15 protein-coding genes, 3 pseudogenes and 1 other annotated feature are annotated in these 14,615 nt (G+C 59.9%); of the genes and pseudogenes, 11 read left to right on the top strand and 7 right to left on the bottom strand.

The window, feature by feature from the left end:
• The first annotated feature begins 161 nt into the window (after positions 1–161).
• From J6525_RS39720 to J6525_RS39690, 7 genes are all read left to right on the top strand, one after another.
• Complete coding sequence (locus tag J6525_RS39720) at positions 162–683, top strand: septal ring lytic transglycosylase RlpA family protein (RefSeq protein ID WP_225648709.1); 522 nt, start codon at positions 162–164, stop codon at positions 681–683.
• A 710-nt stretch (positions 684–1,393) separates the two neighbouring features.
• The gene (locus tag J6525_RS39715) at positions 1,394–1,675 is read left to right on the top strand and encodes a hypothetical protein (protein ID WP_092090345.1); all 282 of its coding nucleotides are present in this window, start codon (positions 1,394–1,396) and stop codon (positions 1,673–1,675) included.
• Between the two features lie 589 nt (positions 1,676–2,264).
• Positions 2,265–2,681 carry a hypothetical protein gene (locus J6525_RS39710; protein ID WP_225648708.1) on the top strand — a complete coding sequence of 139 codons (417 nt, stop codon included), beginning with the start codon at positions 2,265–2,267 and terminating at the stop codon, positions 2,679–2,681.
• A 78-nt stretch (positions 2,682–2,759) separates the two neighbouring features.
• On the top strand, positions 2,760–3,026 hold the full coding sequence (locus J6525_RS39705) for a PilZ domain-containing protein (protein ID WP_080583275.1): 267 nt from the start codon (positions 2,760–2,762) through the stop codon (positions 3,024–3,026).
• A gap of 125 nt (positions 3,027–3,151) precedes the next feature.
• Complete coding sequence (locus J6525_RS39700) at positions 3,152–3,379, top strand: hypothetical protein (protein ID WP_092090344.1); 228 nt, start codon at positions 3,152–3,154, stop codon at positions 3,377–3,379.
• A 600-nt stretch (positions 3,380–3,979) separates the two neighbouring features.
• Positions 3,980–7,342 carry an adenylate/guanylate cyclase domain-containing protein gene (locus tag J6525_RS39695; RefSeq protein WP_225648706.1) on the top strand — a complete coding sequence of 1,121 codons (3,363 nt, stop codon included), beginning with the start codon at positions 3,980–3,982 and terminating at the stop codon, positions 7,340–7,342.
• Positions 7,343–7,719: 377 nt separating this feature from the next.
• Entirely contained in the window at positions 7,720–7,914 is a 195-nt protein-coding gene (locus J6525_RS39690) for a hypothetical protein (protein WP_225648704.1), read from the top strand.
• A gap of 82 nt (positions 7,915–7,996) precedes the next feature.
• Here the strand turns inward: J6525_RS39690 and J6525_RS39685 are convergent.
• Together J6525_RS39685 and J6525_RS39680 are read right to left on the bottom strand one after the other, a co-directional pair.
• Positions 7,997–8,294: pseudogene (locus J6525_RS39685) on the bottom strand (transposase); the annotation flags it as partial.
• Between the two features lie 125 nt (positions 8,295–8,419).
• On the bottom strand, positions 8,420–8,662 hold the full coding sequence (locus J6525_RS39680) for a Rossmann-fold NAD(P)-binding domain-containing protein (RefSeq protein WP_143029833.1): 243 nt from the start codon (positions 8,660–8,662) through the stop codon (positions 8,420–8,422).
• An 8-nt stretch (positions 8,663–8,670) separates the two neighbouring features.
• On the opposite strand from J6525_RS39680, the gene J6525_RS39675 reads away from it, so the two are divergent.
• Positions 8,671–9,111: a hypothetical protein gene (locus tag J6525_RS39675; protein WP_225648702.1), complete on the top strand. Its 441-nt coding sequence runs from the start codon at positions 8,671–8,673 to the stop codon at positions 9,109–9,111.
• Here the strand turns inward: J6525_RS39675 and J6525_RS39670 are convergent.
• The 3 genes and pseudogenes from J6525_RS39670 to J6525_RS39660 all read right to left on the bottom strand — a co-directional run bounded on the left by J6525_RS39670 (position 9,075) and on the right by J6525_RS39660 (position 11,810).
• Positions 9,075–10,299, bottom strand: a pseudogene (locus tag J6525_RS39670) (IS3 family transposase). The gene J6525_RS39675 and the pseudogene J6525_RS39670 overlap by 37 nt on opposite strands.
• Positions 9,903–10,018 (bottom strand) — a sequence feature (AL1L pseudoknot). Its footprint overlaps the pseudogene before it by 116 nt.
• Positions 10,300–10,887: 588 nt before the next feature.
• A pseudogene (locus J6525_RS39665) lies at positions 10,888–10,995 on the bottom strand (heat-shock protein); the annotation flags it as partial.
• Positions 10,996–11,093: 98 nt separating this feature from the next.
• Positions 11,094–11,810: a Crp/Fnr family transcriptional regulator gene (locus tag J6525_RS39660; RefSeq protein WP_038383567.1), complete on the bottom strand. Its 717-nt coding sequence runs from the start codon at positions 11,808–11,810 to the stop codon at positions 11,094–11,096.
• Positions 11,811–11,936: 126 nt separating this feature from the next.
• Between J6525_RS39660 and J6525_RS39655 the strand changes: the two genes are divergently transcribed.
• The 3 genes from J6525_RS39655 (at position 11,937) to J6525_RS39640 (ending at position 13,748) form a co-directional block, all read left to right on the top strand.
• Positions 11,937–12,164: a DUF6894 family protein gene (locus tag J6525_RS39655; protein ID WP_080583277.1), complete on the top strand. Its 228-nt coding sequence runs from the start codon at positions 11,937–11,939 to the stop codon at positions 12,162–12,164.
• 856 nt (positions 12,165–13,020) lie between these two features.
• Positions 13,021–13,302 carry a hypothetical protein gene (locus J6525_RS39645; protein ID WP_176937271.1) on the top strand — a complete coding sequence of 94 codons (282 nt, stop codon included), beginning with the start codon at positions 13,021–13,023 and terminating at the stop codon, positions 13,300–13,302.
• Positions 13,303–13,553: 251 nt separating this feature from the next.
• The gene (locus J6525_RS39640; protein WP_225648701.1) at positions 13,554–13,748 is read left to right on the top strand and encodes a hypothetical protein; all 195 of its coding nucleotides are present in this window, start codon (positions 13,554–13,556) and stop codon (positions 13,746–13,748) included.
• A 316-nt stretch (positions 13,749–14,064) separates the two neighbouring features.
• On the opposite strand, the gene J6525_RS39635 is transcribed toward J6525_RS39640, so the two are convergent.
• Both J6525_RS39635 and J6525_RS39630 read right to left on the bottom strand, forming a co-directional pair.
• Positions 14,065–14,322, bottom strand: coding sequence for a hypothetical protein (locus J6525_RS39635; protein WP_092090339.1), 258 nt, complete (start codon positions 14,320–14,322; stop codon positions 14,065–14,067).
• Positions 14,306–14,530 (bottom strand): hypothetical protein, encoded by a 225-nt coding sequence (locus tag J6525_RS39630; RefSeq protein ID WP_143029831.1) that lies wholly within the window; start codon positions 14,528–14,530, stop codon positions 14,306–14,308. Before J6525_RS39630 ends, J6525_RS39635 begins: the two co-directional genes overlap by 17 nt.
• Positions 14,531–14,615 lie beyond the last annotated feature (85 nt).

Genomic DNA, 14,615 nt, shown 5'->3' with positions numbered 1-14,615 from the left:
GTCAACGTGACGCGCTGCGGCAAAAACATGCTTGCTGCAGCGCGTCACAATTCGGAAGTATCGGTATGCACTCAATTTCCGGTGCTCCCTGCGTGTGCAGGAACGCACTTCATAGGTTTGCATTGATCTGTTGTTATTTAGATTGTTGAGTGAGGCCGATCATGCGTCCGCTTTCTGGAATGATCGCGATTGCAACAGTCCCGACGTTGATCGCAATTCAGGCTACCCCTGCTGTCGCGCAGTCCTTCGACGACAGGTGGTCTGTCATTCCAAAGGCTCATGCAGAGCCCGCTCCTGAAAGACCTGACCAGACAAAGAAGGATGAGCCGCAAGTGCAACCACCGAGCGGACAAGAGCCGACAAGTGAGACGGAGGTTCGCTCTGGGACTCGATCTTTCAATCGAGTGTTTTCCGGAAAAGCCTCGTTCTACTCATACCCGAAAGGAAAAACAGCCAGCGGTTCTCCGTTCAATCGGGATGCGCTGACAGCAGCGCATCGCAGCCTGTCGTTCGGCACGAGAGTTCGCGTCACTGATCTTACAAGCAGGAAATCTGTGGTGGTTCGAATCACCGACCGCGGACCAAGGGTTCGCGATCGCGTCCTCGACCTTTCACTTGGCGCCGCGCGCAGCTTGGGCATTACGGATCGTGGCGTGGTCCAGGTTCATGCTAAAGTGCTTTAAAAGGCGGAATAACGTTTATGCGGCGCCGGGATCGATGAGATTGTCGGGACGTGGCTGCGCGCAATGCGTTGGCGGTTGAGCATCGGCGGCGGGCTGATTGTCGCAAACGCGAATGGCGGCGAGCCGGTTTCGCGCTGAATTTGATCATCTCAATGTCCGCGCCGTTGTCATATAATGCTCAAGATCGGATGGTGTAGTCGGTGATGTGTTTGATCGGAAGGCGCGGCGGATGTACCCTCGCCAGATGATCTAATGGCCCCGGCGTGAAAGCGTCGGGGCCATTGGCTTTGCGGCACGGCACAAGCGGAGGGGCCTAGCGGTTCCCAGCGACTTCGGGCCGAGTAGCGCCACCAGCGAAGCGGAACGCTGGTAACTGTCGCGCGTTTAAGCTCGTGTGCGAGAAAATTTCGTATTTCGCTTTCTTCCTCAACGCAAGCAGGTGTGTCGCGGCGCCGAATATTGCCCCCTTTCGGCTTCCAACATTGACCCCGGCTCATTGCTTCAATTCGAAATGAATCCAGGCGATTACTGCATATAAGGCGGGGTCAATGTTGGGCGCCGGTTGGGGGTCAAAAGCAGCGCCGATCAACACCCAAGGCTTGGCGACGAAATCGCGATCTCTCTGATCAGCACCCGAAACTCAGTCTTGATCACGATCGGCGAGGGCAGCGCGAAAATCGCGGCGGAAGTGCAGTTACTCAACGGCGAATATGAACACGGTCGAACGAATTGAGCGTATCAAGGCGCTCGTAAGAATTGCGGTAGACATTCTTCGTCGCAACGGCGACGGCGGCTATCTTGTTTTGTCAGAGAGCGGTCGCGTCCGCGCATTGGATTTCCAGTTCAATGAACTGTTGCTGTCGTTGCGTCGTCGTGTCGACGACGACGCACGGGAGACGACGTTGATCGTCAAATTTGACGGCGAGAAGGTCTTGGGAGCGTCGTGGACGGTCGACGGTTTCACGAAGCGGTCGCTCAGACCAGGCGATTGAGAGGAGGCTCTACGTCGCTACAGCCGGCTGCCAGTGCTGCGCGGCATTCAGCGCGCGCGAGTGGATGATCGGCCGCGTTGAGGGGCAGGGTCAGCGCTACCCCCGTGCTCCTTTGGATAGCGCTTCCATTGCACGTAATCGTAGTTGCCGGACCACCGATAAACGATGCCGTCGCATTGCTCGCATCTGAAGTACATAGTCGCCCGCCGCGATACTTGGCTGGCTTCGTAGACGGCCATGCAGCCCTCACAAACGAACATGACCCTCACGGGTTCGGCGCCGGGCATCGTCGCTTTCTTGCAGCTGGTGTCTGTCGTCATCGGGCCGCCAGATTAAGCGGGGCCACAGTCTCTCCCGGAGAACGGCGGCCCCTGACCGCGCGGTACGCATGACCAAAGCCAATCCGCACGGCTGGCACGATGATTGGACGCAGACCGAGTGGCAGCAACGCAATTCAGTTCTTAACCTTGCTGTTTGAGGTTAACGGGTATCATTGATCACGCCGTCGCCGCGGATCAGTCAGAGTTTTTGACCGGCGGTTAACCGATCTCGCCTAGACTTCGCACCCAGCCAGACCGGAGACGTGGAAGTGTCCTTCCAACTGACCGTCTTGAAAGTGCTGGCCGGCCAGTCCGCCGGGCGAGCCTCCGTTGCTGAAGTACGGCACGCCGTTGCGATCTTGATGAACAGCGGCAAGGACTGGACTGATCGCATGAAGCGGTTGGCCGAACATGCACCGGATCTGAATATCTTCTCGGCTAAGTTCGTGCTTCGCAGTGAAGCGGGTTGGGAAATTACGGAGGAAGGGCAGTTATTTTTGGCCGCGCTCGAAACTGCGGTCGCCGTTCGAAGATCGCCGCTTCGATCAATCGGCGATCCGCCGACGAGCGAACCGGCCGGGCAGCCAGCGACGGATGCGGCAACATTGTCTGATCCGCCCCGAAACCGTCGTCAGAGGCCGCGCCGCCGCCGCGGGAAAGGCCGATCCGATCGGCGAACAGCGTGACATTGCACAGCCAGTTTCGTCGTTAGCAGAAACGCAAGCTTTCTCGCGCAGCATCGATCTTTTTTGCATTAGTTATTGATGGGCACGGAAATGATTTCTTTTCCCGACCGGCGAAAGTCTGTGCGCAATCCATCGCTGGATAATGCGTTGATCAGGTTTGGTGACATGTCACTGTGCTGTGTCGTGCGCGACATCACAGAGAACGGCGCGGCGTTGAAGGCAGATGATCCGCCATCGTCTCTTCCTGACCAGTTCACGCTTATCGTTCCACCCAGCAATGCCTTCTCTTGCAGCGTCGTCTGGCGCAAAGATGGATGGGTTGGCGTCGCATTCATTACGGAGTGAGATGCGTGATTGCCTCCCAAAACGTCTGCGAATTGCGGAGAGAACTTCCAAGGCAATGTAACTTGCGTCACAGACAGTCCAACCGCTCAACTGGTACAATCCCTCGGTCATTCAGCGGGGACGCCATGGACGACGAGTTTTGCAGGGAGCGGGCGCGGACCGTGCGGGCGCTCGCCGAACAAGCTGATCCCTTCATCAAGTTGCGGCTTTTGCAGCTGGCGGCCCACTACGAGCGGCGCTTGGATCGATCGCAGAAAGCAGGCCGAGACCGTTCTGGCATGCAGGCACCGAGACTTCCCGACACGCTTTCAACTGCGTCACGCGACGCAGTTGATTTGCGGCGCGGCATCTGACGCGGCCCGCCGATCAATCGTTCGACGCGATTGCGAAGCCGCGTTTGATTGCTGCTTGGAAAACAGTCTTGAGATTGGGGTTCTTCAACACCTCGTCGCCGGCGCTGAAGCCGGCGACCGGCCGCCAATCGAACCCGGCCCCGGCCTCTGGCAGTACCATGGCGCTGAAAGCGTACGCCGCCGCCCCTGGCACCACCCAACAAACTGAGCTAATTAGAGAAATGCCGCGCCGGTTTCCAGTTCGGCAACGAGGCGCGCCGAGACTTCACTGTACAGATCGCGTTTCATGGGATGCCGCGCTGGCGGTGACTGATGCGACCGGTTGGTCGCTCGTTACAGCCGTGTCGGGTCCTCCGACCGCGAGCCTTCGATTTTTCACCCCGCGGGGATGCATGGCCGGGCCGGGGCCTCGCGTGCGCCGACACGTATCTCAAAAATATCTGGGACCCATTTTTCGACGCGTTAATCAGTTCTTAGTACAGTCGAACCGGCAGTGCCGTGGCCCTTGCCTCGCCACGACTGATCATCCAAAGCGGCAACCCTAGACAGGCGCTCTCGTCTGAGGGATCATCCAGCGTTAGGCGAACTAGGGCGGCCGCCATGGACGTCGGAGGTTGGCTGCGGAGGCTTGGCCTCGAACAGTATGAGGCCGTATTCCGCGACAATAAAATCGACGACACGGTCCTGCGGAATTTGACCGCGGAGGACTTGAAGGAGCTTGGTGTCGGATTTGTCGGGCATCGCCGCAAGCTGCTCGACGCCATCGCCGCTTTGCGCGCTGAAGTGAGCGCACCGGCGCCCCTATCCCACGCTCCTCCGAAAACTCGCAAAGCCGCCAAGGACACCGCGGAGCGTCGCCAGGTCACCGTCATGTTCTCGGACCTTGTCGGTTCGACGTCGCTCTCCGCACGCATGGACCCCGAGGATCTGCGGGAGGTCATTTCGGCCTATCAGACGTGCGTCGCCGATACTGTGCGCCGCTTCGACGGCTTCGTCGCGAAATACATGGGCGACGGCGTGCTGATTTATTTTGGCTATCCGCAGGCGCACGAGGACGACGCCGAACGGGCCGTGCGCGCAGGACTGGAAGCGATTGCTGCAGTGCGCGCGCTCAAATTTTCCGTTCCGCTGCAAGCCCGCGTGGGTATCGCGACCGGGCTGGTGGTTGTTGGCGATCTGATCGGATCGGGGGTGGCACAGGAGCGCGGAATCATCGGAGAAACCCCCAATCTTGCCGCGCGCCTACAAGCCATGGCTGACCCGAACGCGGTGATCGTTGCCGAGAGCACGCGAAGGCTCCTGGGCAATCTGTTTGAACTAAAGGACCTGGGACCCCGGGAAATCAAAGGCATTCCGGGCTGCATCGGAGCTTGGGCAGCGCTACGACCTTCTTTAGCCGAGGGCCGCTTCGAGGCCCTGCACGCAGGTGGACTGACTGAACTCATCGGGCGCCAGGAAGAACTCGAACTCCTGCTGCGTCGCTGGTCGAAAGCAAAGACCGGCCAGGGCCAAGTGGTGTTGCTCTCTGGCGAGCCGGGCATTGGCAAGTCACGGCTCTCTGCAGCAGTCATGGAACGACTTGCTTTCGAGCCGCACACGCGGTTGCGTTATTTCTGCTCACCGCACCATCAGGACAGCGCATTGCAGCCCATCATCGCGCAGCTCGAACGGGCTGCGCGCTTCGAACGTGAGGACACGCCCGAGGCGAAGCTTGAGAAGTTGGCGGCGCTACTTGCCCCTGTCGCGCCCCCGCCAGAAGACGAGGCGCTGCTAGCCGAACTCCTGTTACTACCGACTGAAGGCCGCTTCCCGCCTCTCTCCCTCGCGCCGCAAGAAAAAAAAGAGAAGACGTTTGAGGCGCTGCTCCGGCAACTCCAGGGCTTGGCCCGCCAGTTTCCCGTGCTGATGATCTTTGAGGACGCGCACTGGAGCGATCCGAGCTCCCGGGAGGTGTTCGATCACGTCGTCGACCGGGTTCGTGGCTTGCCCATACTCCTAGTCGTCACGTTTCGCCCCGAATATGCGCCGCCGTGGGTTGGCCTGGCGCACGTCACGACACTGACGCTCAATCGCCTCGATCGAGCAGAGGGCATCGCGCTGGTGCGGCGGATCGCGGGCAACAAGGACCTGCCGGATGAAATCGTGGATGAGATCGTGGAACGCACCGACGGCGTCCCGCTGTTCGTCGAGGAGCTGACAAAGTCCGCGCTCGAAAGCGCCGCGAACGACGAAGGCGCGAGCTTCGTAGCCAGAGCGCCACACCCAGCGCTTGCTATCCCCGCAACGCTGCACGCCTCGCTGATGGCGCGGCTCGATCGGCTCGGCCCCTGGGCCAAGGAGATCGCCCAGATCGGCGCCACGATCGGCCGGGACTTCTCCTACGAGTTGCTCGCAGCGGTGGCGGATCGCCGTGACGCGGAACTGCATGCCGCGCTCGATCAGCTCGCCGATGCCGGGCTGGTGTTTCGGCGAGGTACGCCGCCGCAGGCCACCTATCTCTTCAAGCACGCGCTGCTGCAGGACGCGGCATACGCCACCCTGTTGCGAAAACCGCGGCGGGACCTCCATGCGCGCGTTGCCAGAGGTTTGGCGGAGTGGTTCCCGGAGAAGATCGAGGCGCGACCGGAACTGCTCGCGCATCACTGCGCCGAAGCGGGAGCAATCGACGAGGCGGCTATGTACTGGGGCAAGGCGGCCCAGTTGGCCATCCGGCGCTCGGCAATGATCGAGGCGCGGAACCAATTGACGCGCGCTTTGTCGCTTCTCGGCACCTTGGCGGAGACGCCGGAGCGGTCTCGGTTGGAACTCGATCTTCAAGTCGCGTTGGGCGGCACTCTGATCGCGACCAGGGGTTGGGCGGCGCCGGAGACCGGATTTGCTTTCGCGCGTGCCCTTGAGCTTTGTGAGCGGCTTCGGGATACGTCTCAGCTTCTCCCGACGCTGTATGGCCAATACGTGTTTCACCTGGTTCGAGCCGAATTGCGAGCGAGCCACGAGGTGGCCCAGAGGGCGCTCGACGCCGCGCAATCCACGCACGATGCCGCCGCGCTGGTGATTGGCCACCGCTCGGTGGGTATCAGTCTGATCCATCTCGGCAAGCTTGACGCGGCGCGCGCGCATCTAGAACAGGCGATCGGGCATTATGACCCTGACACCCACCGCGATCTCGCGTTTAGATACGCTTACGATCCGCTCGTCGCGTGCAAAGGTTATCTGGCTTCGCTCACGCTGACGCAGATGGGTTATCTCGATCAGGCGCTTCGGAGAATTGACGAGGCAATCGCGTATGCCGAAACGCTGTCGCATCGCCCCAGCACAGCATTTGCGTTGTTGCATGCGTGCTATTGCCATTTCTTCCGTCGCGACGAGGGGCTGCTGCGTCAACGCGCGGCGGCCCTCATCGCCGAATGCTCGAAACAGGGTTTCGCGTTTTGGCTCGCGGGCGGCGGCATTTATGCCGGCTGGTCGAAGGTCGAAGGCGGCGACATCGAGGCCGGGCTGAGACAGCTACGCGACGGACTTGCCAAATGGCGGGCAGCCGAAGCGTCACTGCTCATGCCCATGCATCTCGTGGTGTTGGCCGAGGCATGCTTGAGAGCTGGACAGGCTAACGACGCGCTCGCGGCCGTTACGGAGGCTCTCGCGTGCGTCGAACGATCCGAGGAGCGCGTTTTCGATGCCCAGGTGCATCGGTGTTACGGCGACGTGCTGCTGGCACAATCGGATCGGAACGCTGCTGAGGCGGAAGGCAGTTACCGCCACGCGCTCGAAATCGCGCGCGGCCAAAATGCGCGCCTGCTGGAACTGCGCGCCGCCTCCAGCCTCGCCCGGCTCTGGCGCGACCAGGGTAAACACGGCAAAGCACGCGATCTCCTCGCGCCGGTTTACGGCTGGTTCACCGAGGGCTTCGACACGTTGGACTTGAAACAGGCCGAGTCCCTGCTCGACGAGCTGGCAGAATAATTGTGCGGGGACCAAGGGGTGCCGGCAGGTGTGCAAACGGGTAATAAGGTGAAACCACCATTCAAGCCTGCCATACATCACGCAGCGGCAGCGATATCCCAACGGGATCCGCCATCGCTATTGCAAAGTAGCTTCTAGTTCGCTGATCGCCCGACGCTCCCATTCGTATGCCTGCTCCAACAGCGTCCATTTTTGCGCTGGACGGAACGCGGCGGTCTGTCGGCATAGCGAAGTGATGGTGCGATATCGTCGTACGTTTTCCAGGATAGCGTTGGCACTCATCGAATGTCCTCGTTTGCTGGTAGTGAATGTGCAGCGGGCGATTTTCAAAATCGTTAGCGAGCTTGGCTGAGACGGCAGATGGTTTGCAAACTGTTATGCGCAAGATGGCCGAGGCGGAGTATGATGCGGAAAGGCCCGACAGCGATACCGGGCCCTTCTCGTACCTTTTGCGAGCTCAATGGTCGGACTTAGAAGTCCATGCCGCCGGCCGCGACGCGGCGCTCGCCGAACTGCATGCGGCCTCGGTCGACGACGCGGCGTTCGATCCGTGGTCTCGGGCTCCTTTCTGAAAGCTGGGAAAAGAGCCCGCCGTTTGCCGGTGACCAGGGATTTGCATGAAGCGGAATCTCATGTCCGTGTTCCAGCAAAGATCGCGATCGACTTTTCTAAAATGTCGCGCTCCATGCGCAGCCGCTCGTTCTCTCGCTGCAAACGCGCGATCTCTGCCGCGTGGCCCGCCGACGGCAGCGTCGCCCTGCGTTGTGGGGCGCCGCGTCGCCGCCGTCGGCTCCAGCCGGGCCCAGCGCTGCTCCACCCACCGCCGCAGCACGGAATCGCGCAGGCCAAGCTCCTTGGCAACAGATCCGATCGAGCGCCCGCTCGACGCTACAAGATCAACCGCTTGCCGCTTGTAGTCGTCCGTAAACGACCGACGTTGACGTCCTTCCATCCGACACCTCCTGGCTCTTCGAGCCTACTACGGGTGTCCATCAATTCGGAGGAGGTTCACTTCGGCATCTCGTCGCTCACGCGATTGACGCGTTTCGGTCGTGATGGAGGGGCTACCGCGTAAGTCTAGCGAAGCCTCCGAGGTTTGCCCATCTCAGTGAGACCTTTTGCTGTGATGCGATAGCTGACGTCACAGCCGGATTCTTGAGCCTCAATCCATTGATTGCGGAGCAACGTCAGTTTCAGTTTCGGCTGATCGGGTAAGTTAATAGAGCGTACCCATTCGCCAGCCCGAAGATATTCGAGAAACTGCCGATGGCGCTGGTTGAAGGGTACGGCCAAGCCAAACCAAATTTCAAAGTCGATCACTGGCCTACGTGGGTAAACGCAAGAGCGCCCATAAACCGGCTGAAACGACGATTGCAACGAACGCGACACGCATCAGTAATTCTCACTCACAACCATTGGGCGAGGAAGCAGTGTATTGCATCGGCGGCGGCGCGTCGTGGCCCATTTGGGCTACAAGCCCGGTCGGACGCGCATTAATTGATCATGGAGTAATGCCTTTGGCTAATGACCTTGTGGTCCAGCTCGGTGCAAAGCTGGATCAATTCCAAAGCGACATGAATCAAGTCGGTGACATCGCTGACGCAGCGGTCGCTCGCATTGAGCAATCATTCGCGAATCTAAACCCCACAATGGGCGGCTTTGCTTCGCTCGGTGTTGCCGCTGCTGGTGTCACTGAACCGCCCCGGGTTTGCCGGAGGCCATTTGGTTTAAGCTATGCCGCCATGGCCGATTGTTCCAGCATGGCATAGTAGCGTTGCTCGGCTTCGGCCGGCGGGATGTTTCCGATGGGCTCCAGGAGCCGTCGGTTGTTGAACCAATCGACCCATTCGAGCGTGGCGAGCTCGACGGCCTCGAAGCTGCGCCATGGCCCGCGCCGATGGATCACCTCGGCCTTGTAGAGACCGTTGATGGTTTCGGCGAGAGCGTTGTCGTAGGAATCTCCGACACTGCCGACGGAAGGCTCGACGCCAGCTTCAGCCAGGCGCTCGGTGTACTTAATCCGCCTTGGCTGACTCTGTCGCTGTGGTGCACGAGCCCGCCACGATGGACCGGCCGTCGATCATGTAGGGCCTGCTCCAGCGCATCGAGCACGAAGCCCGCATGCGCCGTGCGCGAGGCCCGCCAGCCCACGATCCGGCGAGCATAGGCGTCGATGACAAAGGCGACGTAGACGAAGCCGGTCCAGGTTGCGACATAGGTGAAGTCGGAGAGCCAAAGGACGTTCGGCCGTGGCGCCTTGAACTGGCGGTTGACGTGATCCAGCGGGCATGGCGCCGCCTCGTCGCTGATCGTGGTCTTGACGGATTTGCCGCGGATGACCCCTTGCAAACTCATGTCCTGCATCAATCGCGATACCGTGCAACGGGGCAACATCGAAGCCTTCGCGCTTGAGCTGGCGCCAGACCTTGCGCACACCGTAGACGGAGAAGTTCTGATCGAAGACGCGACGAACTACGACCTTCAGAGCGGCATCCTACCTGGCGCGCGCCGACCGCTTGGCCGGATCGCGCCGCTTGGCCACATGGGCGTGGTAGGTCGAGGGGGCGATCGGCAGGACCTTGCAGATCGGCTCGACCCCATGCGCCCCCCGATGATCATCGATGAAGCCGATCATGGCTTGGACGGCGGTCGAGCTCTGCCATCGCAAAATAGGCGCTCGCCTTGCGCAGGATCTCGTTGGCCTGCCGAAGCTCACGGTTCTCCCGTTCCAGGGCCTTCAGCTTCTCGGCCATCTCGGTCGGAACGCCGGTCCGTTGCCCGCTGTCGATCTCGGCCTTCTTGACCCAGTCACGAAGAGTCTGCGGTGTGCAGCCGATCTTGGCCGCAATCGATGTCACCGCCGCCCAGCGCGAAGGGTGCTCGCCGGCGTGATCCAGGATCGTCCGAACCGCGCGGTCCCGGACCTCAGGCGAAAACTTGCGGGTTTCCAACCTCAAAAACGTGCTGGGACCTTATCGGCGTGCCGAAGACATCTCGCGATACGAAGAAGGATTGCGGCGTGCCGGGCTCCCCAAATGATATAGAGGAAGGAAGCGTTACCTTCGCCGATTCTTTCGAGACTTCGGTTATTCGGGAGGTGGCGATGAGATGTCTGCGCATCTACGCATCTCATTTCGGATGATGTCCATACCCGCCCAACCGGTAACGGCCCAGGTAAACGGAATGCTGCAGAGGTTCGAACTTTGCCCTCAGAAACGCTTTGAGTTTCAATGCTCGAGGAAGTTTCCAAATCATCGGCTAAGTGTTTGTGTTTGCTAAGTTGGCGCGTCCCCTACGGAGCGCCAGCAATCTCAGGCACTTAGGTGGCCTCCGACCGCGTTCGTTGATGCCTCACTGTGGCTGCGCATTCGCAAAAATTTCCTCGTCGCCTTGGTGTCCGGAAATATTCAAACCGCCGCGGTCGTGCGTTGTCGTACGCGAGCGCCCTCGGGTGTTCACATTGACGTTGCTCGTCACACAGCCAACTCTCGCGTCAAGCTTTGTGCGCTTGCGGGCCGCGTTCCGCCATCGAACCTTGGCTGGCATCAGGCTGCCTTCTTCTCGATCTGCGAAGGAGAAGCGCCGCCCACGATCTGGATCCGGCGTGGCTTCATCGCCTCGGGCACCTCGCGGACCAGATCGAGGATCAGCACGGCTAATGCTTACAAGCAGCCACATTCTTAACGTGGAGGGTCTACTCTGCAGGTCGCGCCCAAATGATAAGTGCAACGCAGGCGACCGCTGCGCGGCGCTAGGCCGTGTCACCATGGTCATCAAGCGTTTCGAACCCTCCGAGCTCAACAATTTTTTCGAGATCGCGAAGCGTGACAACCCTCCGTTTGAGATCAAGTACCCCGTCGGCTCGGAAGGCCTGGAGGACTCGGTTGACATGCACGACGCTTAGCCCGAGCGCATCGGCCAGCTTCGATTGGGTAATGGGAAAATCAAACTGCTCGTTCGCGACCAATCCCATCGCCGCCAGCCGCTGACGCAATTCCGCAATCAAATAGGCCATTCGTCCCGCTGCCGAGCGCGTGCCCAGGTTGACGATCCATTGCCGGAACAACGCGGCGTCGACAAGCGTCTCTCGCCAGAGAGCTCTTACCAGAGCCGGCCTGGAATCAAGGATCCGCTCGAGCGCGTCGTGATTTATAAAGCCAAGCCGTGCCTGCGAGAGCGTCGTTAGGTCGTGGTCCATCCGCTTCAAGGGCAAGCCCTGAAGGTCAGGCATGTCGCCTGCAATGTGAAACGACAGGATTTGCCGCTTGCCGGTTTCCGAAACTTTGGACCGGTAGGCAAACCCGCTCATGACAACGCAGCATTGGGTGCTGAGGTCGCCCTCGCGAACGATGACGGAATCCTCCGGTAAATCCTTCACCGGCGTCACGATGGAGCGTAACGCCTCGATATTTTCATCGGGCAACTCGGAGTGGAGCCGCAACTTGCGAATCATCATCTCGATGGGCATCCGAGGCTCCTTGAAAGAGCGTTCGGGCAGAGGCCGCCCGGTTCCGCCGACATACACATGGAACGACCTTCAATGTGGTCAATTGTTTCTGCAGCTTCAACGCAGTGAGCCGCGAAACAGTCTGGAATGCCCCGGTATTTTTTTCACATTGAGCATGGGAAACGCTATGCGGATGAAACCGGCGTGGACCTTCCCGGCAAGGACGCAGCCTGGAAGGAGGCTACTTTCACCGCCGGACAACTCCTCCAAGATCTCGATGGCGCGCTGAAGCCCGGCCAGGAATGGCGGCTGGAAGTAACCGATGAGGCCGCAAACCCGATTTGCGTCGTCCACGTATTCGCCGAACGGCACTGACTTCTTTTGTCCGATCGCAGTCAAGCGACGCAAGGAGCCACCAAGCGCTCAGCGCTCCGGGCCAGATTACCAGAAGGTAGGCTCGGGCGATTACCTGGTGAAAAAATCGGCCGCTTCGCGCTGACGAAGAGTAAGAACGACGTTATCGAAGGCCATTGCGCGCCACGGCGGCGTCAGCGATTTGCTTGGAATCCCGCGGGCCGCTCCCGCATCCTCAAGCGCCGGCCATCGCCAATCAGGTGCGTTGCCAGTCTCCAAAGAGTAGATTCAGTAAGCCACTCAGAAATCCCAAAGCAACGTCAGTCGAGCCTGTTTACAGCGAAAACCGAATCCCGCGACTAGCGTCAAAGCGATTGCACCGCGCCAGCTCGTTCAAGGGAGTTTCCCGAAGGTAACGCACGTTGTGGTGCACGCTGCGTGAATGGCCTTCAGCGTCTCTACGTCATTCGGGAGGCTGAGATCGGGCGGCGTCATTGACCCGACCAAAGCACATTTTGCCCCGGTTCTCTTGCCCTTTCAGCTCACTGGTTCACTTCGCCGCGCGCCGGGATAACCGGCGCCTCCGGTTAGGAGGCCACGGTCCTGTACTTAATGTAGATCGGGAGGGAACGGTCAGCCTTGCTGAGGCATATTAGGGATGGTTCCCTATTTGAAACCCTACGGATTAGGACCCCGTATTTCGAGGTGTGCCATGCAGCATCGTCGCCGGTACAAGCCACAAACTCGTTCGCTGGCAGCGGCTCCAAGAACGAGCGAGTCAGTTTCGCGAACGTGCCAAAGCACTTTCCGCAGGCGCTGAGCGAGAAACCCTTCTCAAGCTAGCCCGGCAAGCCGAAGCCGGCGCGCGCATGAGCGAATGGCTCCGCTCACCGCGACTGCAACCATCCGAGCGAACAACGTGGAAGCGACCGGCCTTAACAACGAGCGCGTGACGGGGCTGGTAGCCTCCCTACGTGAACGCACGCCAGCGGAAGTGACTATTGCATCGCTCGCGCTCGGCGCCAGCTTCACCCCAGAGACGTGGCATGCGCTGGAGGTGCTTCGCAAAGAGCGCTGCAGCCATGACGAGAAGGTGGCATCATGCCGCATTTCGAATTTTTCAAGTCTGGCACCGCCAATTAGGACACTCGCGCGGTGAATTAAGACGCCCGTTAGGCATCCGGGCAAAAGCAGCAGCTTATTTACCTTTGATTCACCCAAGTTAATTGACTGGCTCACAGTTTGATTCGATCATCCGCCCACTGGGCATGGCGGTTTCCATTAAGGACAATTTACTTAGAGCCAGAGGGGCGCCTAGTTATTGCATCGGCGGCTCGGCAAGGCTGGAAATGAGGAACGGCCTCAGCATCACCTCCAAGGGTGCTGGGGCCGTTTCTTTCAGGACAGGCGGTGGCGGCGGACCTCTCCGACCGCCTTGTTGAGGATTGGGATGTGATCGGCGGCAACCTGTCGCTGCATGAGGCTAACAGCCCATCCTTCCGGAATTTGGTCCAGCACTCGGTCAACCGCTTCGTCACGCGAGTCGCAGCGAGCCAGATTTGGATCTCGCCGTCATCGGCCGTCACGCGAGATGAATTTCGGTAGCGAGCTGCATAACCGTAGCGATGCCTGGGCGGATTGTTTCAGGCGCATTTTTGGAACAGGCCGGCACCGGGGCAGTTATTGGGGCGTCCAGATGCTACCCCCCATGGCGTTGGACAACACCAACGGAAGACCAGGCCCCGGTGACGTGCCCGCCTCGCTGGGGCCGTTCTTTGGGACAATGAGGTCCCCATGGAACTGGTGGAAGGGATCGTCGCACTCGTTGGAGTGCTCAGCGCGGCCGCTGCGGTCGGGACCGGATATTGGTACGTCATGTCAGAACGGCGAAGGCGATAGGCGCAACACCAGTAGCTCTCGGTCAGGCGAAGAGGTCTTTTCCCGGCTGGAGCATTCTCACGAACGTCCCGCTCTCGTGGTACTCGAGCCAGCCCTGATCCTTGGCGTACTGCAAGCCGGCCCAGTATTCAGCCGGCGTTGCCTTGTCCTGGTAGATCATCGGGTAGTTGATCTTCTCGATGTAGATCCGGCCGTCCTGGATCGGCTCGAACGCTCGGGCTTGCTCCATGATCCGGCGGGCGGCTTTCTCAGGGGCGGAGTAGTCACCCACGTATTTCATTTCTCATCTTGGGTTGCTTGGGCAGCACGTAGGCGATTCTCCATTCGTTATAGTCGAAGAGCCCAGCCCAGTGATGAACAAGCTTCCCGCACTGCCAGCAATCGAAGGTCCCGGAAACATTGGTATGGGTTGCGCTGCGTTCCTGGCTCGCTGAATAGACGATGCCGCAGCCGATGCAGGTGAAATAAACGGTGACGGGAGGCGCCATAATGCATCCTAACAATCGAGGCCAGTCAGCGTTCCTCAGATTGGCCAAACCGCCCCTCACTCGCGTCCTGGGTATGATGCCCAGT

This window comes from Bradyrhizobium australafricanum (genome assembly GCF_020329495.1).
Classification (GTDB): domain Bacteria; phylum Pseudomonadota; class Alphaproteobacteria; order Rhizobiales; family Xanthobacteraceae; genus Bradyrhizobium; species Bradyrhizobium australafricanum.
This window is presented reverse-complemented; position numbering and strand designations above follow the sequence as displayed.

Excerpts from the sequence above, each read along its gene's own strand:
- J6525_RS39720 (WP_225648709.1), top strand. The coding sequence starts at position 162 with ATGCGTCCGCTTTCTGGAATGATCGCGATTGCAACAGTCCCGACGTTG.
- J6525_RS39715 (WP_092090345.1), top strand. The coding sequence starts at position 1,394 with ATGAACACGGTCGAACGAATTGAGCGTATCAAGGCGCTCGTAAGAATT.
- J6525_RS39705 (WP_080583275.1), top strand. The coding sequence starts at position 2,760 with ATGGGCACGGAAATGATTTCTTTTCCCGACCGGCGAAAGTCTGTGCGC.
- J6525_RS39700 (WP_092090344.1), top strand. The coding sequence starts at position 3,152 with ATGGACGACGAGTTTTGCAGGGAGCGGGCGCGGACCGTGCGGGCGCTC.
- J6525_RS39695 (WP_225648706.1), top strand. The coding sequence starts at position 3,980 with ATGGACGTCGGAGGTTGGCTGCGGAGGCTTGGCCTCGAACAGTATGAG.
- J6525_RS39690 (WP_225648704.1), top strand. The coding sequence starts at position 7,720 with ATGCGCAAGATGGCCGAGGCGGAGTATGATGCGGAAAGGCCCGACAGC.
- J6525_RS39660 (WP_038383567.1), bottom strand. The coding sequence starts at position 11,810 with ATGCCCATCGAGATGATGATTCGCAAGTTGCGGCTCCACTCCGAGTTG.
- J6525_RS39655 (WP_080583277.1), top strand. The coding sequence starts at position 11,937 with ATGCCCCGGTATTTTTTTCACATTGAGCATGGGAAACGCTATGCGGAT.
- J6525_RS39645 (WP_176937271.1), top strand. The coding sequence starts at position 13,021 with ATGGCTCCGCTCACCGCGACTGCAACCATCCGAGCGAACAACGTGGAA.
- J6525_RS39635 (WP_092090339.1), bottom strand. The coding sequence starts at position 14,322 with ATGAAATACGTGGGTGACTACTCCGCCCCTGAGAAAGCCGCCCGCCGG.
- J6525_RS39630 (WP_143029831.1), bottom strand. The coding sequence starts at position 14,530 with ATGGCGCCTCCCGTCACCGTTTATTTCACCTGCATCGGCTGCGGCATC.